Source organism: Pedobacter sp. KBS0701 (genome assembly GCF_005938645.2).
Taxonomy (GTDB): Bacteria; Bacteroidota; Bacteroidia; order Sphingobacteriales; family Sphingobacteriaceae; genus Pedobacter.
Genome location: NZ_CP042171.1, coordinates 2,378,848 through 2,401,745, shown reverse-complemented (window position 1 = coordinate 2,401,745; position 22,898 = coordinate 2,378,848). Strand labels below are relative to the sequence as shown.

Genomic DNA, 22,898 nt, shown 5'->3' with positions numbered 1-22,898 from the left:
TTGAGTAGGTTATCTAGATTAGTCACCCTGAGCGGAGTCGAAGGGCTGTTTAGTTTGGAGCTGGGAGTCAATAAACCGATTTAAACACTTATCCCATTAGCTGACCATTAAGACGTTAAGAGAGTTAAGTTGTATCAATTAACAGGTTAAACCAATGACTAATGAACCAATGATCATTGAACTAATGAACCTATCTACGCCGACAACAATTCTGCCTGATTGAGATTCGCATAGGCTTTAGCTTGCACCACATTACCTATAATAATAATAGCCGGATAAGTTAAGCCCGCCTGTTCTGCAGATTCCTGTAAACGCTGTACCGAACATACTACTTGCTTTTGATTGGGTAAGGTAGCATGCTGAATAATTGCGGCAGGCATATCACCCAAACCTGCATCACAATAGGCTTTAGAAATTTCGCCAACCTTTTTCATCCCCATATATATCACTACGGTAGCCGAACTTTTCATGGCACATTTTAAATCGTTGGTTAAACTTCCATCCTTTTTAGTTCCGGTAAGTATCCAAACACTTTCACTGATTCCACGGTGTGTTAAAGGCACATCGATAAAACCTGCGCCTTGCATACTACTTATACCCGGAATATAATGGCATTTAATGCCTCTGGCCTCTGCATAAATCAATTCTTCGAAGCCGCGACCAAAAATAAAGGGATCTCCGCCCTTTAAACGCACTACTACCTGGTGATTTTGGGCATTCTCGACAATTAATTCATTTATTTTCTCTTGTGGTGTGTATTTTCCATAAGGTTGCTTACCAACATAGATCATTTTACAGCTTTTCGGAGCAATTTCCAGCAATTTTTCATTACTCAAGTTGTCATAAAGAATAACTTCGGCTCTTTTTAATACATTAAACGCCTTTATTGTAATTAATTCAGGGTCGCCAGGACCTCCGCCCATTATAAAAAGTCCAAAATCGTTAGTTTTTTGATTCATAATTTTAATGATTTAGCTATTTAAGTATAAAAGTGATGAAAAAATATTAAAAAGTTTAAATTTTTTATGATAAAAATCATTTTTATATGAGTTTTAGTTCAGTAATATTCTATATTTGAATATCAAAAATCATATAAATGTTGAATTATGTATTTTTAAATGGATTGTTTAGCGAAAAAAAAACATACATCAGAATAAATAATCTAAAAAAACAACATACAGAAACCAAAAAACACTAAACACCTTTAAGATTTATGAAAGAACCACAAATAATCGTAATAGGAAATGGAATGGTGGGATATAAATTCTGCGAAAAGCTTAGATCAAAAACTTCTTCTTTTAATCTTATCATTTTTGGAGAGGAACCCCGCAGGGCTTATGATCGTGTTCATTTAAGTGAATATTTTAATGGCAAAACCGCCGATGACCTCTCCCTTTCTACAGAAAACTGGTACCAGGAGCAAAGTATTACCTTATTTCTCAATAACCCTGTTACTAAAATAGATCGCGACCTTCAAAAAGTTTATACTGCCAATGGTGTGGATTATAACTACGATGTTCTTGTTTTTGCTACCGGTTCCGGCGCTTTTGTGCCAAATATCCCCGGCATTGAAAAAGAAGGTGTTTTTGTTTACCGTACTATAGAAGATCTTGACCTCATAAGTAGTTATGCAAAAAAGGCCAAAACAGCTTCAGTTATAGGAGGCGGTTTATTAGGACTAGAAGCCGCTAAAGCATTGATTGATCTGGGGATTGAAAAAACCAGTATTATTGAATTTGCACCGCGCTTAATGCCCAGGCAAATTGATGCTGCAGGTAGCGATATGCTTAAATCTAAACTCGCAGATCTTGGTTTACAGATCCACTTAAATAAAAACACCACAAGTATTGAAGGCGATGGCAGTATTACGGCTTTAAAATTTAGCGACGATACGATATTGGATGTCGACATGCTGGTAATCTCTGCCGGCATAAAACCACGCGATGAACTGGCCAAGGCCTGCGGCATTGAGGTTGGTCCAAGAGGCGGAATTGTAGTTGACGAAAAAATGCAGACCAGCGATCCGGCGGTATTTGCCATTGGTGAATGCGCTTTATATGATGGAATGATTTATGGTTTGATTGCGCCGGGCTACGAAATGGCCGAGGTATTGGCCGCAAATCTTTGCGAAGGAAATAAAACATTTACCGGATTTGATATGAGCACCAAACTCAAACTAATCGGCATTGATGTGGCCAGTTTTGGCGATAATTTTATCACCGAGCCGGATTGCCGTACCATCATCTTCGAAAACAAACATAAAGGCGTTTATAAAAGAATAAATGTTAGTAATGACGGGCAATACCTTTTAGGAGGTATATTAATTGGAGATGCAACAGCGTATAACTTGCTGTTGCAAACCTCTAATAACCGGATCGTGCTACCAGAGAATCCTGAAGAACTGATATTGGGTACACGTGGAGGCAGTGAACCTGCAGGAGGTGCCGGAATTACAGCTTTACCAGACAGTGCATTAATCTGTAGTTGTGAAGGTGTTAGCAAAGGCGACATCTGCTCGGCAGTTGCTGATGGATCTTGCGAAAACATCGATGACCTGAAGAAATGCACCAAAGCAGGTACAGGTTGTGGAGGCTGTTTGCCGATGGTTAAAGATTTAATGACCTATACTTTGAAATCGCAGGGTAAATACATCAAAAATGTTATCTGCGAACACTTCAACTACAGTAGGCAAGAACTTTTCGATCTTATCCATATCCACGAATTAAAAAGTTATGATGAAGTACTGGACGCATTGGGCAAAAATGATGGTTGCGAAGTATGTAAACCATTGGTATCATCGCTCCTTGCCAGTATTTGGAACGAAATGATCCTTAAAAAGGGCAATGATGTGGCACAGGATAGTAACGACCGTTTTCTGGCCAACATACAAAAAGGTGGCTCATACTCAGTAGTACCAAGGGTTCCGGGCGGAGAAATTACACCCGATAAATTGATAGTAATTGGCGAAGTAGCTAAAAAATATAACCTCTACACCAAAATTACCGGAGGTCAGCGTATTGATATGTTCGGTGCACACCTTAACGATCTTCCTATTATCTGGGAGGAATTAATTGCTGCAGGTTTTGAAAGCGGACATGCTTATGGAAAAGGCTTAAGAACCGTTAAAAGCTGTGTTGGAAGTACCTGGTGCAGATTTGGTTTGCACGATAGCGTAAGTTTTGCCATCAGAATTGAAGAAAGATACAGGGGCATACGTGCGCCGCATAAATTCAAATCGGCGGTAAGTGGCTGTATCAGAGAATGCGCAGAAGCCCAAAGTAAAGATTTTGGGATTATTGCCACCGAAAGAGGCTGGAATTTATATGTATGCGGAAACGGTGGAAGCAAGCCTCAACATGCTCTTTTACTGGCAACAGATCTCGACAGCGAAACCTGCATTAAATACATCGATAGATTTTTAATGTTTTATATCCGCACTGCTGATCCTCTTACCCGGACCGCAACCTGGCTGAACAAAATGGAAGGCGGGATAGATTACCTGCGTAACGTAATCATCAACGATAGTTTAGGAATGGCCGCTCAGTGGGAAAATGAAATTGAAAACTTAATCGCTTCTTACAAATGCGAATGGAAAGAAGCCGTAGAAAACCCAGCGATCAGAAAGCGTTTCTCTCATTTTGTAAATGCACCGGAAGATAAAGACCCAACTATAGAATTTGTTGAAATGCGCGGACAAAAAAGAACAGCCGAATGGAAAACAGCTTAATCAAGAAACTTTACAAACCTAATAAACCCCTAAATGATGAATGAACAATCAAATTGGCTTGCAGCCTGCCGAGTCGAGGATGCCATTGAGAACGGTGGCGTTTGTGTAAAACATGGTGAAGATCAGATTGCACTTTTCTATTTCACCAGAAGAAATGAGTGGTACGCCACACAAAATGAATGCCCGCATAAAAAACAAATGGCATTAAGCCGTGGAATGATTGGCTCTACTACTGATGAACCTAAGGTAGCCTGCCCTTTCCATAAAAAAACATTCTCGTTGAGTACCGGCGAATGTTTAAGCGGTGATGAATGCGCCTTAAAAACCTATCCTGTAAAGATAGAAAACGGAACTGTTTATATTGGTACAACACCAAAATCTTAACCTGACCCACTAAGATTTAAACTTTATCCGGATAAAAATTTAACCCAAACCAAACCGACATGAAAATTTCTAATTCTGTAGCCATAACAGGCTGCCTTGCACTTACCTTGTTCTTTTTTTCTGCTAAATCGCAAACTAAAGCCGTTTTATTCGATGGGACTATTGTTGCCGGATATGTTGATCATGGTGCTTTTATAAACTGTACCGGTCCCAGCATTAAATTCAGCAAAAAACCTTATACTGTTTTATTAGGACTACTCCCAAGCTTGCGAATCAAAGAAGATAAAGTTGCTGCTGGAGCACCAAAAAACGCGGCCCTTACTCCTAATCTTGGCTTTGGACTAACAACAGCATTTCGCCATATCGCTTTACAAGTACCATTATATTATAACCCTAAAACTGCAGTCAAAAATGGCAAATGGAACGTTGGTGTAGGTTTGGGATATAAATTTTAAAGGAACCTATTTATTTACACCTAAACTGACCGTTATGACACTAAACACCATTACTAAACCGCTGGATAAATTAAATATATTTTCGCTCAAAGGTGTTCAGATGAAGACCTTTCATATTACCTGGTTAACTTTCTTCTTTTGTTTCTTTGCGTGGTTCGGGATGGCACCTTTGATGAAGATAGCAAGAGAACAGTTACATCTTACAAAAGATCAGGTAGGTAACATTCAGATTGCGTCAGTATCAGCCACCATCATTGCCCGTTTATTAATTGGACGATTAATTGATAAATTTGGTCCAAAACTGATCTACACCTGGCTTCTGGTTCTTTGCGCCATTCCAGTACTATTAATTGGAACCAGCCACTCTTACACTTCCTTTTTGCTTTTCCGCCTGGCCATTGGCGTAATTGGTGCATCGTTCGTCATTACCCAATTTCATACTTCGATTATGTTTGCGCCCAATATTAAAGGGACAGCCAATGCAACTGCAGGAGGTTTTGGAAACGCTGGCGGCGGTGCAGCCAATTTATTTATGCCTTTAATTGCATCCGGTTTTACGGCTCTTGGTTTCTGCAGTACTGAAGACAGCTGGCGTTATGCCATGATTTTTCCTGGTGTAATGCTTTTAATCTGTTCTTTTTTATATCATCGTTACACATTGGATAGCCCCCAGGGAGATTTTAAAAACCTGAAAGATGAAAACTTAAAAAGCAACAAAAATACCTTCTTACTAGCTGCAAAAGATTACCGTACCTGGATTTTAACCATTGCTTATGCAGCCTGTTTTGGTGTAGAAATTACGGTAGACAATTTTGCTCCGATCTTTTTTACAGATTCATTTGGCGCAACCATAGCTGTGGCCGGAATGGTTGCAGGTATTTTTGGCTGGATTAATATTTTTGCCAGGCCATTGGGTGGAATTGTTGCTGATAAAATTGGTAAAACATGGGGATTTGATGGTAAAACACTTTTACTTGCGCTATTACTTTTAATAGAAGGAATCGGTCTGATCTGGTTTGCAAAATCGGGCAATATTGGAATGGCTATTTTTATGATGTTCGTTTTTGGTCTGAGTTTAAAAATGGCTAACGGGGCAACTTACAGCCTTGTTCCTTTCATTAATCCAGTTGCAGTTGGTAGTGTGGCGGGTATTGTAGGCGCTGGCGGAAATATCGGAGCGATGCTTATTGCCTTTATGTTTAAAGCCAAAGCCAGTCACGCTTCTAAAAATGTAATCGAAAATGGCCTTAACGTTCAAAAAGACCTGATCGATTATACCAGCGCGTTTACCTTACTTGGCTTTATTATCCTCGGAATTGGCGTGGCAGTATTCATCTTCAGAACCGTCATGGCACAAAAAACGTCACAAATAGAAGACCTCGTGCTTACCTCTGGCAAATAAAGAACGCTAACAAAATATACTATAGGAGCCGATCATTGAAAGAAGAAAAAAACATATCGCCTAAAACAACCACCTGCTGTTATTGCGGAGTGGGCTGTGGTATCGTGGTAAATAAAGATATCCATGAGCGGATAACTGTTGAAGGAGACAAAAACCACCCTGTTAATAAAGGCATGTTGTGCAGTAAAGGTATGAATCTTCATTATACAGCAAATGACAAAAGCGACAGGCTGCTTTACCCTGAAATGCGTTATAATAAAAACATGCCTCTCCAAAGGGTAAGCTGGGATACCGCACTAGAAAGAACAGCAGCTGTTTTTAAAGCATTGATTAAAAAACACGGTCCAGACAGCGTTGCTTTTTATGCCAGCGGACAATGTTTAACAGAAGAATATTATGTCGTAAATAAATTAATTAAAGGATTTATCGGGAGTAATAACATCGATACCAATAGCCGCTTATGTATGAGCAGTGCGGTTGTTGGTTATAAAATGAGCTTAGGTGAAGATACCGTACCCATTAGTTATGATGATATTGAAATTGCCGATTGTATTTTTGTTGCAGGCGCAAATCCAGCATGGTGCCATCCTATCCTATGGCGCCGTGTTGAAGCCGCAAAGCAGAAAAACCCCGATCTAAAAATTATTGTAAGCGACCCCCGCAAAACACAAACCTGTTCATTAGCAGATGTTCATCTGCAGCTTAATCCAGGTACCGATATTACCCTGCACCACGCTATTGGCAGATGTTTGATTGAAGATGGAAAAGTTAACCTCGACTTTATCATTAATAGTACTAATGGTTACGAAAAATACCGTGCTACTGTTTTCGCAACCTCATTGGAAGAAGCGGCAGAAATTTGTGGTATAGATGAAAGTGATATCCGTTTGGCTGCATCTTATATCGGCAATGCAAAAGGTTTTATCAGCATGTGGACGATGGGGCTTAACCAAAGTGTGGTGGGCACTAACAAGAACCTTTCATTAATTAACCTGAACCTGATTACAGGACACATTGGCAAACCAGGTAGCGGTCCTTTCTCCCTCACCGGACAGCCCAATGCCATGGGTGGACGGGAAGTTGGCGGTTTAAGTAATTTATTACCGGCACACCGTGTTATAGCTAACGAAAGTCACCGGAATGAGGTTGAAAAATTTTGGCAGATCCCATTGGGAACCATTCAATCCAAACCGGGTTTAACCGCAACCGAAATGTTCGATGAGCTGAATACCGGAAAGCTCAAAGCAATATGGATTCTATGTACCAACCCACTGATCAGCCTGCCCGATGTACGATTAGCCGAAGAAGGTTTAAAAAAAGCAAAATTTGTAGTTGTTCAAGACATTAGCAACAAAGTAGAAACCTTAAAATATGCTGATGTGGTATTGCCTGCAGCAGCCTGGGTAGAAAAAGAAGGTACCATGACTAATGCAGGTCGCTATATTTCTTACCTCAGTAAAGTAACTGAAGCGCCTGGAGAAGCCTTACCAGATTCGGAAATTATTTGCCGGTTTGCAAAAAAAATGGGCTATCATGGTTTCGACTTTAAAAATGCCTCCGAAATTTACGACGAGCATGCAGCCCTTACTGAAGGAACCAACATCGATATCAGCGGCCTTAATTATGAGGTTTTAAAAGAAAAAAGAGCCGTTCAATGGCCGTATCCAAAAGAGGAAAAAGCGCTTGGAACAGCGCGACTATTTACCGATCATCAATTTTACACCCCAGATAAAAAAGCCAATATTCTATCATTTAATGATCAGAACCAATCGGAAGCTTTAACACCAGAACATCCATTGATTTTAACCACAGGAAGAATCAGGGATCAATGGCATACCCGGAGCAAAACAGGTAAAGTAAATAAACTAAACCAGCACATTAGCGAATCTTTTTTAGAAATTAATCCCATTGATGCAGAAGTTCGAAACATTAAAGACAATGATATCATCGAAATTTCCAGTTTACGTGGAAATGTCCGTGTAAAAGCTAGATTTTCGGAAGATATTAAGCCCGGAGTGGTTTTTATGCCCATGCACTGGGGTAAAATTTTAAAGAGTGATCTAAACAGGGTGAATAATCTCACCAATAACCTGGTAGATCCACAAAGTAAAGAACCTGATTTCAAGTTTAGTGCGGTTGAAGTAAAATCGTATCAAAAAGCCCGGCAAAAGATCATCGTTATTGGTGCCGGTGCCGGTGCCTGTGGTTTTGTTAAAAGTTACAGAGCTTTAAATAACGAAGATGATATCGAAATCTTCAGCAAAGAGAATTTCCCTTTTTACAACAGGGTACTTCTCCCCGATTATATTATTGGCACTTTACCCTGGCATAACCTCATTAAAATGAGCGACAGTGAGGAAACCGACTATAGAATTAAACTGCACCGGGGTTTAGGTATCGAAAAAATCAACAAAGAAAATAAAACCGTTACCGATAGCAACGGAGAAATTCATTATTACGACGTTCTGCTTCTGGCCACCGGAAGCAGGGCTTTTGTGCTTAAAGATCTCCCAAAACTAAACGGCATATTTACCATGCGCAGCAGGAACGATGCCGACAGTTTTAAAAAACACATTGATACCACCAATGGAAAAGTAGTGATTGTAGGTGGTGGTTTATTGGGAATCGAACTGGCTACATCATTGGTTGAAACAGGATCAAAAGTGACGATTATCCAAAGAATATCTAGATTAATGGGGCGACAGTTAGATGCATTAGGCAGTCAGTTATTGCATGAAGAACTGATCAGCAAAGGCATCGAGGTTTTCTATAATGATGAAGTAGACCGGATTATCGGCGAAAAAAGCATTTCGGGTCTGCGTTTAAAAAGCGGTTTATTGCTCGATTGTGAATCGTTAGTAATTGCCATAGGTACCGTACCAAACACAGAACTGATTAAAGAAGCAGGAATTGAATGCAAAAGAGGCGTTGTGGTTGATGAATACCTGAGAACCAACGAAAAAGACATTTATGCCATTGGCGAAATTGCAGAATTTAATGGTCAGATGTACGGCATCACTGCAGCTGCAGAACAACAGGCAGAAATAGTAGCCCGCTTTCTCTGTGGTGATATAGCCAAATTCTATCAGGGTAGTCTGCTCATGAATATCCTTAAAATGCACAGTTTAGAACTCTGCTCTTTAGGCCTGTCAGAGATACCAAACAACGACCCCACCTACGAAGAAATTGTTTTCATTGATAAAGCAAAACGTTATTACAAAAAATGCATAGTACACAATGATAAACTGGTTGGAGCGATATTAATTGGTGATAAAAGTGAGTTTTTGGAGTTCCGGAACCTGATCGGAAATAAAATGGAGTTAAGCGAAAAACGGCTTCAACTATTAAGGAGTGGTAAAACAAGCGAACCTATGATCGGTAAAACTGTATGCAGTTGCAATAATGTTGGCGAGGGCAACCTAGTCAATAAAATAAAAGATGGCTGTAAAGATCATTTGCAGCTCTGCCAATTAACAGGCGCCGGAATGGGCTGCGGGAGTTGCAGGCCCGAGGTAAAGGCGATTTTGGATTCGTTTGTAAATGTTTTAAAAACAGAGTCTAAGCCGGTTTTAGCAGATAGATTATAAGTTTTGGCAGTCCGTCATCCTGAGAAATTAATTTTGAAAAAACATGGAAGTTGAGGTGATAGGGTGCGACATATCGTCATTCCCAACTTGATTTGGAATCGTAATGCTTCGGTAGGTTTCGTAGGTCGCATTACGATTCCCGAGTGCGCGGGAATGATGATAGATTGCTGAAGAATATTTAAAATTTAACAAAATGATGAAAGTAAAACCAGGTCCTTCAGAATTTAAAAATCTAAAAGGGATTGAATATTTTAAGTTCGAAGAAGATTTTATTGAAGAAAATGTGCGTTGCATCCCTATGGTCGTGCGTTTTAAAATGGATGCAGCAGGAATAAAGTTAAAATTGGCAGAATGGAGTAAATTTCATCCATCCGAAAGAATTCAACTGGCACTGCTTCCGGTTTCAACCCAGGAACAAACAGATAAATACCATCAGTTCCTTATTGGCCTCATTACTAAATATACCGGTAACCAGGCCACTACACTGGCTATCGATCCCTTGCCCGATTGGGCAAATTTACATCAGATCCCGGCAATGCTTAAAGAAAAGTCGGCCGGATTACAGTTACTGTTTTCCATAAGTCAATGGCGAAAACTTACTAACATACAAAGATTTGCACTTTTAAAATTATGCCGGCCAGGTCACGAAAACAAGAATTTCCCAAAAGCAATAGCTGAATTTGGTCTTCCAAACAGTTAAGTTATGTATCAAACCATTATCATTAATTTTCCGGGAGGAATCATATCACCGGGCAATTTGTACAACATTCTGGTTGCGGCAACCAAGGCAAGGATTCAGTATGTTCGTTTCGGTCTTCGCCAACAGTTGTTGCTTGATACGACGAGCTACAATATTGACATCTTTACGGGTGAAATGGATAAACTTGGGATTGACTATGAAGTAGACAGCAATAATTTCCCAAACATCATCAGTTCATACCCGGCTGAAGAAATTTTCATCCGCAAAACCTGGCTTACCGAAGGTGTATATAAAGATATTTTGGATGATATTGATTTTAAACCTTGCATAAAAGTAAATATCTGCGACAGCGACCAGAGTTTCACACCCATGCTAACGGGAAATATTAACTGGATTGCCTCTTCACAATCAGAACACTATTGGCATTTGATCATTCGCTTTCCTAAAACTAATGTAACCTACGAGTGGAATCAGCTATGTTATACTAACCATATCGCACAGGTAACCAAAGTATTAGAAACTATTATTACAAATAATGCAACATGTTTTGTTGATAATGTTTTAGCTAATGGCGAAGATCTTTTTGCACGATTAGATACGGAAAGCTTCATTCTTAAACCAGCAGAAAATACAGTATCGCTATCTTCATTTAACCTGCCGTACTATGAAGGTTTAAACCGCTATAATAATAAATATTGGCTGGGTATTTACAGGCGAGATGAGCTATTCAACATTGCATTTTTAAAAAAAATCAGCCAGCTCTGTTTAGATACCAAACTCGGTCAATTGTGCTGTACTTCCTGGAAAAGCATCATTATAAAAGGGATTGATGAAAAAGATAAAAATCGTTGGAATGCTCTACTGGAAGAATTTGAAATTAATATGCGACATGCGGCTAATGAGCTAAATTTTCAGGTAGAGGATAACTGTAACGAAGGTTTAGCCTTAAAAAGCTTTCTGGTTAAACATTTAAGCATTGATGATACCCGGACATTTGGGATATGCTTTGGCATTAAAACCCGTAAAAAAAGTGAGGTTTTTAGTAGTATCCTGATCCAAAAACGTCATGTTATTAATTTTCTGAGTATAAAACTATTCCCTGTTTATGATATTTTGTGTGCGAAAGATTTTAACCCCAATGAGAGAACCGGCGAAATTTTTAGCCGAAGCAATCCTCTTTTTTTGTTACCAGAACAACTGAGACGCGCTGTATTTAAGTTTTACAAATACCGTTTAGACTCGATTAAAACAGGTAAGCAAAAACAAAACTTCCAAATAGAAGAAGCTGCAATAAAAGATGGCATATTTTTATACCAATGTAATAATTGTTTAACTGTATACAACGAGCAGATCGGGGAAATTGAAAATAACATTACTCCGGGCACGGCATTTAAAGATTTACCAGATGATTATTGCTGTACCCTATGCGATGGGGAGAAAGATAATTTTACTAAAATTGATCAATCAGTATTACAGCTTTTGTAAAGCTGAATTTAATGACATATTTTAACTGTTTAAGTTCAATTTTAGGTTAATGCGGTCGTCACCCCTGAATTTATTTTATTAGCAGTATTTATATTATTAAAGGCCTAATAGCTACTCCGTGGTCAGGGTCTTTCCTGCCGAAAAAGGTGCCGAAAAAAAGTTCAGCATGACGATGAGATTTAAGAATAAACCTAAGATATTCAACCTTTACAACTCACCTGTCGAGCTCCGGTTATAAACCGTTTATTTCAGCATGGGAGTTAAAGTTAAGAAAATAACGATAATCATGTTCCTTAACAGCGATTTCGCTGACCCGTAAATTGCCCAATATATATTTCATACTATGTTTAACCAGCGCATTATTTTGAAGCATAAAGATGATTTTTTTTAACCCTTCCGATTTATAAATTCCACATAAGGGCTCTTGTTGCCCGTCCTTGGTAAAGATGTAGGCATCGAAAGAATCATCAGCTTTGGCTGAATGGATAAGTTTTTCCAGCAACCTGGATTCCATCAACAAGATATCGCAAGCCAATAAAAACAAATCTTCTTCAGTATCTGATAAATGTGCGGAAAGCATCCCCAGCAATGGTCCTCTCACATCAAGAGAAGGATTATCTGAGATCAGCTGCTGATCGTCGAAATAATGCGCATAAGTTGGTTGCTGCAGTGGATTGACCGAAAATTTTACGGGGAGGTTTAGCGATATCAGTTTATCAGCTGCCACCTTCGCCCAGAGTTTATCCTGATGGCTAAGCAAACCTTTATCAGTGCCCATGCGCAAACTTTGTCCACCACATAAAACGATTCCCAACATATATAAGATTTAATGCAAAAAAACTTACAGTGAAACTGTGCAAATGAATATTTGAAAAGACTCTTCAAATACGCTCAGTATGACAATAACGGGGTAAAAATAAAAAGCTTAAATTGTAATTACTTATTACCCAAATCAATTAATCCGGGTTCATTTAAAATACCGATGTTTTTTCCATCAACTATAATTAATTTTTCAGCGAGCAGCTCATTCATTGTTCTAAAAACGGTTTCATAAGTTGCACCGGTAAATGCAGCCAGATCCTGACGGCTCAATGCCAGATTTAGAAAACCTTCTTCATTTAAGCCAAATTGATCTCTCAATCCTAAAATGGCTACTGCAAGTCTTCCTTTTACCGACATTAAAGCCAAATTACGCATTTTCTTTTCTGAAGCATGCAGTTCATCGGCATAAAACATCAATAAACCATAGGCAAATTCCTGGTTTACTTTTATCGTTGATTTAAAAAATTCGATATCAACAAAACAAAGTTTAGTGGTTTCTAATGCAGTTGCAGAAATCGGGTAAGTAGAAATGGTGCTGCTAATTCCCCGATGTCCGATTATGGCACCATCATTTGCAAAGCGTAAAATTAGTTCCTTATCGCCCCATTGTTTATGCACTTTCACATTGCCAGAAGTTACAAAATACACACCACTAACAGGATCTCCTTCGTTGATAATCACCTCCCCTTTTTTGACAACCAAATTTCGTTTATGGCTCTCAATAGCAGGATGCCACTCTTTTAATGTGAATTGGCACATAAAACACGTATTAAGATCGCAGCTACTATTTTTCTTCATATTCTTTAGGGATGTTGGGTAAAAATAGCAAATGATTATACAATTTTATATTACGGTCGCAAATTCTACTGTTCTTAACCATTGTTGAAAATTTTATAAGAATAAAACCCATTGAAATAGAACACTTAGCAATTTTTATTAGCACAACTGGCAAAAAGAAGTTCGAAGATATGCCATCAAATCATAATTTTGTGTTATGGCAAATACTAACGTTAGAAAATCAATCCAGAATAAGATCGAATCCTTAGGTAAGGAAATTGAAACCTTACAGGCAGAATTAAAAAGATGGGAAAAAATTGCAGCCGATTATGAAACCAATTCGGAAAGCATTGATTTGATTTTATCGATACAATTACCTGAAAAACCAGAACCAAAAGCTAAAAGGGTAAAATTGTAAAAATTTAAACAAAAGAGAGCTGTATCATAAATTGTATTCAATCGAATTTGTCACGTTGAGCCTAACCTGTACTGAGCTTGACGAAGTATCGAAACGCTTTTTAAGACATTTAAGAAAGGTTATTAATGAGTTCAGGATGATTCTATAGTTATGATACAGGTTCTTTCTTTTATCATTGCCCCCACATTTAATGAAGCTGAATGCTAAGAAGTCAACCGGGTTCGAAGGGGATAATTCATGTCAGGGGCTTTTAGCAGAATATCAACCTATCCCTGTTAACTTATTTAGTATTCTGACTAAACTGATTGTTATCTGATTTTACAACTATTCAAAAAGCTTAAAACCCTTTTGCGTCAAAACATGTTATCCATATACAACAAAAACAATGTATATGAAAAAGTTAATTTATGTAATGGCCATTTCTGCCCTAGCTTTTCAGGCTTGTAATGGAGGAAATAAAGATGCCAAAGAAAGTGCCGATAGTTTAAACAGTGCAAAAGACACCACCTCTAACGTTGCAGCCACGGGCGGAATTGCAGTTGAAGAAGCTGATGCCAAATTTACTACACAGGCCGCTGTAGGCGGTATGGCCGAAGTAGAATTGGGAAAAATGGCACTCGAAAAAAGCAGTAATCCACAGGTTAAAGAATTTGCAACCATGATGGTTAAAGACCATGGTATGGCAAATACCGAATTAATGGCGATAGCAAAACAAAAAAACATTACGCTTCCAAGTACAGTAGATGATGAGCACAAGAAAAAAATGGATGACCTGAGCAAAAAAACAGGTGTAGATTTTGATAAGGCTTATGTTAGCGCCATGGTTGACGGACATAAATCTACCTTAAAATTAATGGAAGATGAATCAAAAGATGGAAAAGATGCAGATCTTAAATCTTTTGCAACTAAAACTGCACCAATTGTTCAAAGCCATTTAGTGATGATCAATAAAATAAACGACAGCATGAAGTAACATTGCTGAGAGGCTGTATCAAAAGGATTTACGCAGGCTCACTAAGCAAATTATATTTTGATACTTCGTCATTCCAATTTGATTGGGGATCCTATTGCTATTGAAGCACGCTTTATGATTAGCTTCGCTGAGCACTGCGTGGTTCCCGCCTGCGCGAGAATGACGAGAAACGAAATAAAATTATGGCCTTAACTGCTAGATTTACTTTGATACAGCCTCCTTTTATTCCTTTCCCCTATCTGTATCGAAATCCCAGATGCATTTTTAGCTTATATTTTGTTTTAAACTTCTGGAGGGGTATGCCAATCGATAAATGTTTTTCTCTTCAACATTTTTAAGTATGGATAATTTCCATTTAATTGCTTACGCTGTTTTAGCTCATACAAAAAATGTCCCCCTAAATCAACAATAATTTTAGCGGTAGCTGAATACCATACACTATGCGGTTGTTTCCAGCAAAAAGAATATAAGTTGGAGGTGAATTTAATCCCCTGTAGTTCAGGATGGTAAAAATTAAGTATTTTTGGATTGGTTATTCCTTGTATTACCTCAGCTTTCCTAATCATCGAAAGATGATCGGAATGACAGAACTCATAATCCTTTAGTTTCGGATCATCTACATCAGGCAAATGTTTCAATATTTTAAAGCCCTTAAATTTTTTACCATTTAATACCCATATCAAATTTGGGTAAAAAGCCTCCCTGCTATTAAGTTCGGCAAGTGTTATTGGCGAATTTTGAAACTCGATGGTATAACCTGACGGCGTAAATATATCGGCCCGGTGAATATCGGAATTGGCAGCATCATAAAAGGCAACCTCTCTAAACGACAATGGAAAAGCCAGCTTCCAGTCCCGGTGCCACACGGTTTCTTTTCGGTAATATTCTTTTTTAATTAATGAAACATCCTGAATTATATCAGAATGAAGGATATCTTTTTTCATTTCACTATTATCCATTCTCTGTCCACACCATAAAAACATTCATTAGGGAAGCACAAATTTAAACTAAAATTTTTAGTGCTAAAATTAGATTTCGGATATTTACAACAGCAGCTAAAAATTTATTTAGATTGAACATGAGAGAGATACTTATCAATGCTTCATTTTGTTTATCCCGACTCATTACATAATGATAACTTTGTAGCATGACTATCCAAGAAATACAACAGCTGGAAGATTTTTTTACCCAAGCCGGTAAGCAAGAGGTTCCAATTTATCTGAATCAGGCTACCGTAATCACCGATTATGCCCATTTCCTGGAAAGCCATTTTATGCCTTTAAAGCTTAATCCTGATGCAAAAGTGAACCTGCCACTCATACACAGGCTAAAAATGTTAAAGTTATTAATTGAGTCAAATGCGTAAAGAACAGCTTAAGAATGGTTTAATCCACCGGTAAAACCATATTAATCCGGTTTTTTATCTGGTCCTTAAACATCCTTCTGAAACCCATTTAATAACGGCTTTGTGTAACCTTTTAAAACTTAACCTACTTTAGTTTTTAAAATAAATATTTCCAACTATATTGGGCTTAATTGGTTATTCCAATAAAATTGCTCATTATTATGACTAAAAATATATTCATTGCTTCGGCCGAACCTTATACCGGAAAATCAGTAATTGCTTTCGGGATGATCAATATGTTACTGGCAAAAACCCAAAAAGTAGGCTATTTTAAACCAATTATTGCGCAAGACGATCCAAATAAAAAGGATGAACATGTAGAAGCGATGTTAAACTATTTTTCGCTTCCTGTTAACTATGAGGATGCTTTTGCTTTTACCAGGCAAGAAATGCTGCACCAGGCAGAAGATAGTGGCGCAATTATCAATACCATTATCAGTAAATATAAAAAACTAGAAGATAACTACGATTTCACCGTAATTGAAGGAAGCGATTTTTTAGGCGAAGGCATGGCATTTGAATTCGAATCGAATGCCTTAATGGCCAAAAACTTAGGGGCGCCGGTTTTAATAGTGGTATCGGGAAAGAACAAAACGGCAAGTCAGCTTTTTAAATCGGCCATCAATATTTACCGTAACTTTCTGTTGCGCGATGTACAGGTATTAGGTGTGGTGGCCAATATGGTGAATCCGGAAGAAGCAGACCGTATTAAACAAGCTTTAAGCAATCAATTGCCTGCCGAATTACTTATCGCTGTTATTCCTACCGAGACAGGTCTGCAAAGTCCAACCATGCAAGAAATCACATTGGCGTTAGGTGGCGAGGTACTTTTCGGTACTGAACTGATGGATAATCAGGTTGATAATTTCGTAACAGGCGCCATGATGTTACCTAATTTTTTAAGGCATATTAAAGATAACCTGCTTATTGTTACTCCAGGCGACCGCGGCGATATTATTATTGGTGCACTTCAGGCCAATTTATCAGCCAATTATCCTAAAATTGCAGGTATTGTTTTAACTGCCGGGAGTTTACCTGATGAGCCGATTATCAAATTAATTGAAGGTTTACAGACCATTATCCCAATTATAGCGGTAAAGAAGGGAACTTTTGAAACTACAACAACTATTGGCAGTATTCACTCAAAGATCACAATCGAAAACAAGAAAAAAATTGCATTGGCAATAGAGCTTTTCGAAAAATATGTGGATATAAAAGCACTGGATGATAAAATCATCACTTTTAGTTATCAGGGTATTACTCCTCACATGTTCCAGTATCAATTGGTTAAATGGGCCAAACGCGATAAAAAACACATCGTTTTACCAGAAGGTAATGATGAGCGTATTTTAAAGGCAGTAGAAAAACTCATTACACAGGATATTGTAGACATTACACTCTTGGGCGATCCGGTTGAAATTACCAATAGCATTAAGAGACTTGGATTAAATTTAGATACCAATGCCTTAAAAATCCACAACCCAGGACATTCGTCGCATTACAATGATTACGTAAATACCTTACATGAATTACGCAAAACCAAAAATGTAAACCTCGAAATGGCCAGAGATATGATGACCGATGTATCTTACTTCGGAACCATGATGGTTTACAAAGGTGATGCCGATGGAATGGTTTCGGGTGCTGTACATACCACACAGCATACCATCAGGCCTGCTTTACAATTTGTTAAAACAAAGCCCGGTGTATCGGTGGTTTCATCCATTTTCTTTATGTGCCTGCCAGAACGGGTGGCCATATTTGGCGATTGTGCGGTTAATCCCAATCCTACAGCGCAGCAATTAGCTGAGATCGCAATTTCTTCGGCAGAAAGCAGTGCCAAATTTGGCATTGAACCACGTATTGCCATGCTGTCTTATTCTTCCGGCACATCAGGCGAAGGTGAAGATGTAGAACGGGTAAGAGAAGCCACTGCCATAGTTAAAGCGCGGCATCCGGAATTAAAAATTGAAGGACCCATACAATATGATGCTGCTGTAGATCCACTTGTGGGCAAACAAAAACTCCCTGGATCTGAAGTAGCGGGTAGAGCAAGTGTACTGATTTTCCCCGATTTAAATACAGGCAACAATACATATAAGGCGGTACAACGCGAAACAGGTGCATTAGCAATTGGTCCGATGTTGCAGGGACTAAACAAACCAATAAACGATTTAAGCCGTGGCTGTACGGTAGATGATATTTTTAACACCGTTGTAATTACAGCAATTCAATGCCAGGATATTTAATATGAACATTTTAGTAATTAATTCGGGAAGTAGTTCCTTAAAATACCAACTTTTTAAAATGCCGGAAAAAGCGCCTGTTTGCAGTGGGTTGGTAGAGCGGATTGGCATTGAAGGCTCTTTTATAAAACATACGGTTTATAGCGATGGTGAAAAATATAGTATTGAAGAGTCAGGCTTTATAGCCAGCCATGGTGAAGCATTAAAACAGGTTTTAGCAATACTAACAGAGGGAGAATATGCGGTAATAGCCAGCCCGGATGATATTGCAGCTGTTGGCCATCGTGTAGTACATGGCGGTGAACATTTTTCAGGCCCGACCATTATTACTGACGAGGTAAAACATCAGATCAAAAAACTTTTCTCGCTTGCTCCTTTACATAATCCGGTTAATTATAAATGCATTGAAGTGGCCGAACAGACCTTTGTAAATGCGAAACAAATCGCAGTATTCGATACTGCTTTTCATCAAACTATACCAGAACAGGCTTACCGTTATGCCATTCCAGAATCGTATTATAAAGAATATGGCATCAGGGTATATGGATTTCATGGTACCAGCCATAAATATGTAAGTGAGCAGGCGATTAATTGGTTAGACAAAAAAGCCAGTAAAATAATCAGCATCCACTTAGGTAACGGCTGCAGTATAACGGCTATTAAAGATGGCAAATCAATAGATACCAGTATGGGGTTTGGTCCTTTAAGTGGGTTAATGATGGGTACACGTTCCGGAGATATCGATCCATCGGTTATTTTTCATTTAATGGAACATTCTGGATATACTCTGGACCAATTGAGTACTTTGCTTAACAAACAGTCAGGATTATTGGGAGTAGGTAGCTCAAGTGATATGCGCGACATCAGAAAACTGGTAAACGAGGGAAATGCTGCCGCGATTTTAGCTCTTGAGTTATATGCTTACCGCATTAAGAAGTTTATTGGCGCTTATGCAGCGATACTAAACGGCATAGATGCCATTATATTCACCGCAGGTGTTGGTGAAAACGATAGCAACATGCGTGAGGCAGTATGCTCAAAGCTGAATTATCTTGGTATTGAATTAGATCCGTCTCAAAATACAGCCTATGATGGTAAACTAAAAGAGATTAACACATCCGATTCAAAGGTTAAGATATTGGTTATTCCAACTAATGAAGAATACGAAATTGCCCACCAATGTTTTGGGCTTACAGGCTAGTTGCAAAGCTTCCGAAGTTTGCGCTATGGCCTTTGCGTTTTGCCAACTTCAGAAGTCTATCTAAGCTTAGGCCTGAATTAAATCATGGTTGGTGAGCTACCAACCAAAGACTGAGAAAAGACTTTCGAAGTTTGTGCTATGGCTTTTTCGCTTTGCAAACTTCGAAAGTCTGGCTAAACTTAGTTAGTCTCCAAAATAGACAAAATATTGCCGGCAGGATCTCTAAACCAGGCAATGTTTGGGCCACCGTTTCCCCGTGAGATACCTTTGCTGTCCGTTTTAAGATGCTCCTCATTGTAAATCTCGAACTTTACTCCCCTGGCAATAAGTTCGTCGGCAGCCTGATCTATATTTTCAACCGGAAAATTAAGTACCGTAAAAGTTGCCGGAACATGATTTGGTTTTGGATAAAGTAATACATCTGCCGATCCGGAAATAACCAATTCAATTACGCCCATTGGATTATCTTTAACCTCGATACCCAATACTCCCTGATAAAAATCTTTCGCTTGCTGTATATCGTCTACAGAAAATGAGCTGAATGCTTTTGAGTTTTGTAACATAAATCTTTTTTTTTTAATCAATTTTCATGAGAACGGACAGTTAAATTTAGCGGATTAAAACCATAGTAACGGGCTGTATAAGCGCCAAAGTGCAGGTCCAAACAAGACAATTTCATTTAGCTTTTCCAGTCATCCAATAAACGTCTGATGACAACAATTTCAGCAATATGGTAGGCATTATGATCGGCAATTTGCAGGGCTTCGCGTAATATATTTTGTCCATCGCCATGCGGAATCGGCACATATAAATCCGAACAATCTAACAAAGCATTAAATTCTTTCAAATCAGCATCAATCTGTTTTAGTGTATTGTTCCAGGCATTTTCATCTTTAGGTGCCACTTCTTCAGGCCAATATTCATCTGGCCATTTCGGCGATTGATGTGATCCATCTTTGCTAAATTGGAGCATATCCCATTGAGCGATTTTAATATGTTCGGCCAATTGCCATATACTATAAGGTAAGTTATAAGGCCTTTCGCCCAAAAGATTAAAAGGTAGATTAGCTACAGCATCTTCAAATCCCACATGTGCTCCACCCCCATTTAATAATTTTTTAAGTTCTGTAACCAATATTGATGTTTGATTTTCCATAATAATATGAGCAGATTGTATTAACCTAACAAACATAATTCTCATAGGTTTGTATAAAAATCAATTTTGGGGGCAGCATTTATTTTTTAATGCATAATTCTTTTAATTTTGATTATGAACCTATCTTTTCCGATCCTCAAAGAATACACTTACCTCAATACTGCCAATTCGGGCATTTTATCGACTAATTTGGCTGAATGGAGAACTAAACATGACCTGGAATTTATGGCAGGTGGGAGCATTTTCAGGATGGAGAATCTGCCCATTATTACTGACCTCAGAAATAACATTGCTAAACTTTTCAATTCAAAATCAGAGAAAACCTATTTCGTTCAGAATTTTTCGGTGGGCTTCAATATTTTATTGAGCGGAATGGATAAAAGTCATCGTTTTTTGCTTTTAGAAGAAGAATACCCATCGGTAAGTTACCCAGTAATGAGCATGGGTTTTGATTATCATAGTATACCAATCGACGAAAAACTAGAAGAAAACATCATCAATGCCATCGAAAAATTTAGACCTACCATACTGGCTTTTAGTATGGTACAATACATTAGTGGCCTCAGAATGGATGAGGATTTTATCCGGAAATTAAAAACAAGCTACCCTGATCTGTTATTAGTTGGAGATGGAACTCAGTTCTTAGGGACTACTGTCTTTAATTTTGAAAAATCGGGCTTAGATGCATTAATTGGTAGTGGCTACAAGTGGCTTTTAGCTGGATATGGAAACGGATATGCCTTTCTTTCCGATCAGATGAAAGATGCGATATACGCAAAAAATAAATTAGCCAACCTGCCTACTGCGCCATTTTTAAAAGGCAAAGATCATTTATCCATGTCTTTCGAACCCGGGCATCTGGATACCTTAAACTTCGGCACGTTAAACGAGAGTTTAAATTATCTTGGTTCATTTGGTTTCGATTGGATTGAAAAAAACACGCAAATGCTCAGTAATCAGGCAAGATTAGAATTAAATTCAAGAGGATTAGTGCCGGACTGGATGCTCGAAAGAAAGTATCAATCGACAATTATGAGTATGCCGCTGGATCAAAAAACAGTAGATAAACTTGTTACTGCCAAAATACTCTGCTCACCAAGAGGATCAGGCACAAGGATTTCCTTTCATTTTTATAATACGAAAGAAGATTTAAACCACTTATTACAAGTTTTGGATGGCAAAAACTAATCTACCCTCCAAATGGCATCTACAAAATATTGATTATGATCAAAAAAACGTTGAAGCGGTTTAAAGCCTGTTTTCGCTGCCAATTGATCAATATCGCCTAAGGAATATTTTTGTGAGATTTCCATAAAAATATGTTCATTTTCGACGAAATGAATGGCATGTTCACCAATATTTACGATCTGGTTTTTTAAACTGATGAGGTAACTTTTACAGGCACCTGATGCCGGATCGTAACTCGCGTAATGTTCAAATTGATCAATTTTAAAATCACCATCGAGTTCTTTATTGATGCGTTGTAGCAGATTGAGGTTGAAAGATCTGGTAATTCCTTCTTTATCATTGTACGCAGCAAGAATTTGTTGTGGATTTTTTTTGAGATCGAAACCGATAATTAACAGGTCATTTGGAGCAAGTAATTGCTTTAATGACAAACAGAAACTTTCAGCATCAGCAATTGTCATGTTACCAATATTTGCACCCATAAACAATACTACTTTTCTACGGTCAGACAGTTCAGTCGCCTTTTTCAGCATGTCAAAATAATCGCCATTGAGTCCTTTAACATCTAAAGAAGGAAGTTTTTTAGGCAGATTTTCTTCCAGATCCGAAATTACATGCGCTGAAATATCAATAGGAAAATAACTAAATTCCATCTGATCGTCCAGCAGTGATTTTAACAGATGAATGGACTTGGTAGCATCACCGGCACCCAATTCGATCAGATCGAAGGCAGTACCATCTGCAGATATGGCCTGCGAAAGTTGCGCAGACTGATACTGGAGAATTTCCATTTCTGCATTGGTTAGATAATATTCTTCCATTTCCATAATCTGCTGAAATATGCGGTCTCCGATAGCATCATAAAAATACTTGGAAAGCATAAATTTTGGCTCAGATTTTAGTCCTGTTAAGGTTTCCTGAAGAAATTGCGTTTTGTTGTCGGTTGTTATTTCAATAGTAGTGGTGTTCATG

The 22,898-nt window shown here is 38.3% G+C and carries 20 protein-coding genes; 13 read left to right on the top strand and 7 right to left on the bottom strand.

All coding sequences use genetic code 11. The features are described 5' to 3' along the window. Positions 1-194: 194 nt before the first annotated feature. Positions 195-959 (bottom strand): uroporphyrinogen-III C-methyltransferase, encoded by a 765-nt coding sequence (cobA, locus tag FFJ24_RS09435; protein ID WP_138821261.1) that lies wholly within the window; start codon positions 957-959, stop codon positions 195-197. 254 nt (positions 960-1,213) lie between these two features. Here cobA and nirB point away from each other — a divergent pair, with 254 nt between their 5' ends. The 7 genes from nirB (at position 1,214) to FFJ24_RS09400 (ending at position 11,740) form a co-directional block, all read left to right on the top strand. Then, positions 1,214-3,727, top strand: a complete 2,514-nt coding sequence (nirB, locus tag FFJ24_RS09430; RefSeq protein ID WP_138821260.1) for a nitrite reductase large subunit NirB — start codon at positions 1,214-1,216, stop codon at positions 3,725-3,727. A gap of 33 nt (positions 3,728-3,760) precedes the next feature. After that, entirely contained in the window at positions 3,761-4,111 is a 351-nt protein-coding gene (nirD, locus tag FFJ24_RS09425) for a nitrite reductase small subunit NirD (RefSeq protein ID WP_246862784.1), read from the top strand. Positions 4,112-4,170: 59 nt separating this feature from the next. Further along, entirely contained in the window at positions 4,171-4,566 is a 396-nt protein-coding gene (locus FFJ24_RS09420) for a DUF3575 domain-containing protein (protein ID WP_246862783.1), read from the top strand. 34 nt (positions 4,567-4,600) lie between these two features. Beyond that, complete coding sequence (locus FFJ24_RS09415) at positions 4,601-5,968, top strand: MFS transporter (RefSeq protein WP_138821259.1); 1,368 nt, start codon at positions 4,601-4,603, stop codon at positions 5,966-5,968. 35 nt (positions 5,969-6,003) lie between these two features. Continuing rightward, the gene (locus tag FFJ24_RS09410) at positions 6,004-9,555 is read left to right on the top strand and encodes a nitrate reductase (RefSeq protein ID WP_138821258.1); all 3,552 of its coding nucleotides are present in this window, start codon (positions 6,004-6,006) and stop codon (positions 9,553-9,555) included. A gap of 193 nt (positions 9,556-9,748) precedes the next feature. Next, positions 9,749-10,255 (top strand): nitrate reductase associated protein, encoded by a 507-nt coding sequence (locus FFJ24_RS09405; protein ID WP_210419491.1) that lies wholly within the window; start codon positions 9,749-9,751, stop codon positions 10,253-10,255. 3 nt (positions 10,256-10,258) lie between these two features. Beyond that, positions 10,259-11,740: a rubredoxin gene (locus FFJ24_RS09400; protein ID WP_138821257.1), complete on the top strand. Its 1,482-nt coding sequence runs from the start codon at positions 10,259-10,261 to the stop codon at positions 11,738-11,740. Between the two features lie 232 nt (positions 11,741-11,972). Here FFJ24_RS09400 and FFJ24_RS09395 read toward each other — a convergent pair whose 3' ends face one another. Together FFJ24_RS09395 and FFJ24_RS09390 are read right to left on the bottom strand one after the other, a co-directional pair. Continuing rightward, entirely contained in the window at positions 11,973-12,557 is a 585-nt protein-coding gene (locus FFJ24_RS09395) for a molybdenum cofactor guanylyltransferase (RefSeq protein ID WP_138821256.1), read from the bottom strand. A 119-nt stretch (positions 12,558-12,676) separates the two neighbouring features. Then, positions 12,677-13,321, bottom strand: a complete 645-nt coding sequence (locus tag FFJ24_RS09390; protein ID WP_246862782.1) for a Crp/Fnr family transcriptional regulator — start codon at positions 13,319-13,321, stop codon at positions 12,677-12,679. Between the two features lie 235 nt (positions 13,322-13,556). On the opposite strand from FFJ24_RS09390, the gene FFJ24_RS09385 reads away from it, so the two are divergent. Next, positions 13,557-13,757 (top strand): hypothetical protein, encoded by a 201-nt coding sequence (locus FFJ24_RS09385; protein ID WP_121285015.1) that lies wholly within the window; start codon positions 13,557-13,559, stop codon positions 13,755-13,757. Positions 13,758-14,148: 391 nt separating this feature from the next. After that, the gene (locus FFJ24_RS09380; protein WP_138821254.1) at positions 14,149-14,730 is read left to right on the top strand and encodes a DUF4142 domain-containing protein; all 582 of its coding nucleotides are present in this window, start codon (positions 14,149-14,151) and stop codon (positions 14,728-14,730) included. Between the two features lie 281 nt (positions 14,731-15,011). Here FFJ24_RS09380 and FFJ24_RS09375 read toward each other — a convergent pair whose 3' ends face one another. Continuing rightward, positions 15,012-15,674: a competence protein gene (locus FFJ24_RS09375; protein WP_138821253.1), complete on the bottom strand. Its 663-nt coding sequence runs from the start codon at positions 15,672-15,674 to the stop codon at positions 15,012-15,014. Between the two features lie 203 nt (positions 15,675-15,877). Between FFJ24_RS09375 and FFJ24_RS09370 the strand changes: the two genes are divergently transcribed. The 3 genes from FFJ24_RS09370 to FFJ24_RS09360 all read left to right on the top strand — a co-directional run bounded on the left by FFJ24_RS09370 (position 15,878) and on the right by FFJ24_RS09360 (position 19,582). Next, entirely contained in the window at positions 15,878-16,096 is a 219-nt protein-coding gene (locus FFJ24_RS09370; RefSeq protein WP_029276033.1) for a hypothetical protein, read from the top strand. 200 nt (positions 16,097-16,296) lie between these two features. Beyond that, positions 16,297-18,384 carry a phosphate acetyltransferase gene (pta, locus tag FFJ24_RS09365; protein ID WP_138821252.1) on the top strand — a complete coding sequence of 696 codons (2,088 nt, stop codon included), beginning with the start codon at positions 16,297-16,299 and terminating at the stop codon, positions 18,382-18,384. Position 18,385: 1 nt separating this feature from the next. Beyond that, the gene (locus FFJ24_RS09360) at positions 18,386-19,582 is read left to right on the top strand and encodes an acetate/propionate family kinase (RefSeq protein WP_138821251.1); all 1,197 of its coding nucleotides are present in this window, start codon (positions 18,386-18,388) and stop codon (positions 19,580-19,582) included. A 179-nt stretch (positions 19,583-19,761) separates the two neighbouring features. Here FFJ24_RS09360 and FFJ24_RS09355 read toward each other — a convergent pair whose 3' ends face one another. Together FFJ24_RS09355 and FFJ24_RS09350 are read right to left on the bottom strand one after the other, a co-directional pair. Then, on the bottom strand, positions 19,762-20,145 hold the full coding sequence (locus tag FFJ24_RS09355; RefSeq protein ID WP_138821250.1) for a VOC family protein: 384 nt from the start codon (positions 20,143-20,145) through the stop codon (positions 19,762-19,764). Between the two features lie 116 nt (positions 20,146-20,261). Beyond that, a complete protein-coding gene (locus FFJ24_RS09350) occupies positions 20,262-20,738 on the bottom strand; it encodes a DinB family protein (RefSeq protein WP_138821249.1) in 477 nt (158 codons plus the stop codon). Between the two features lie 114 nt (positions 20,739-20,852). Between FFJ24_RS09350 and FFJ24_RS09345 the strand changes: the two genes are divergently transcribed. Then, positions 20,853-21,926: an aminotransferase class V-fold PLP-dependent enzyme gene (locus FFJ24_RS09345; protein WP_138821248.1), complete on the top strand. Its 1,074-nt coding sequence runs from the start codon at positions 20,853-20,855 to the stop codon at positions 21,924-21,926. Here the strand turns inward: FFJ24_RS09345 and FFJ24_RS09340 are convergent. After that, positions 21,923-22,897, bottom strand: coding sequence for an L-histidine N(alpha)-methyltransferase (locus FFJ24_RS09340; RefSeq protein ID WP_138821247.1), 975 nt, complete (start codon positions 22,895-22,897; stop codon positions 21,923-21,925). The two genes, FFJ24_RS09345 and FFJ24_RS09340, sit on opposite strands and share 4 nt — an antisense overlap. Between the last annotated feature and the right edge of the window lies 1 nt (position 22,898).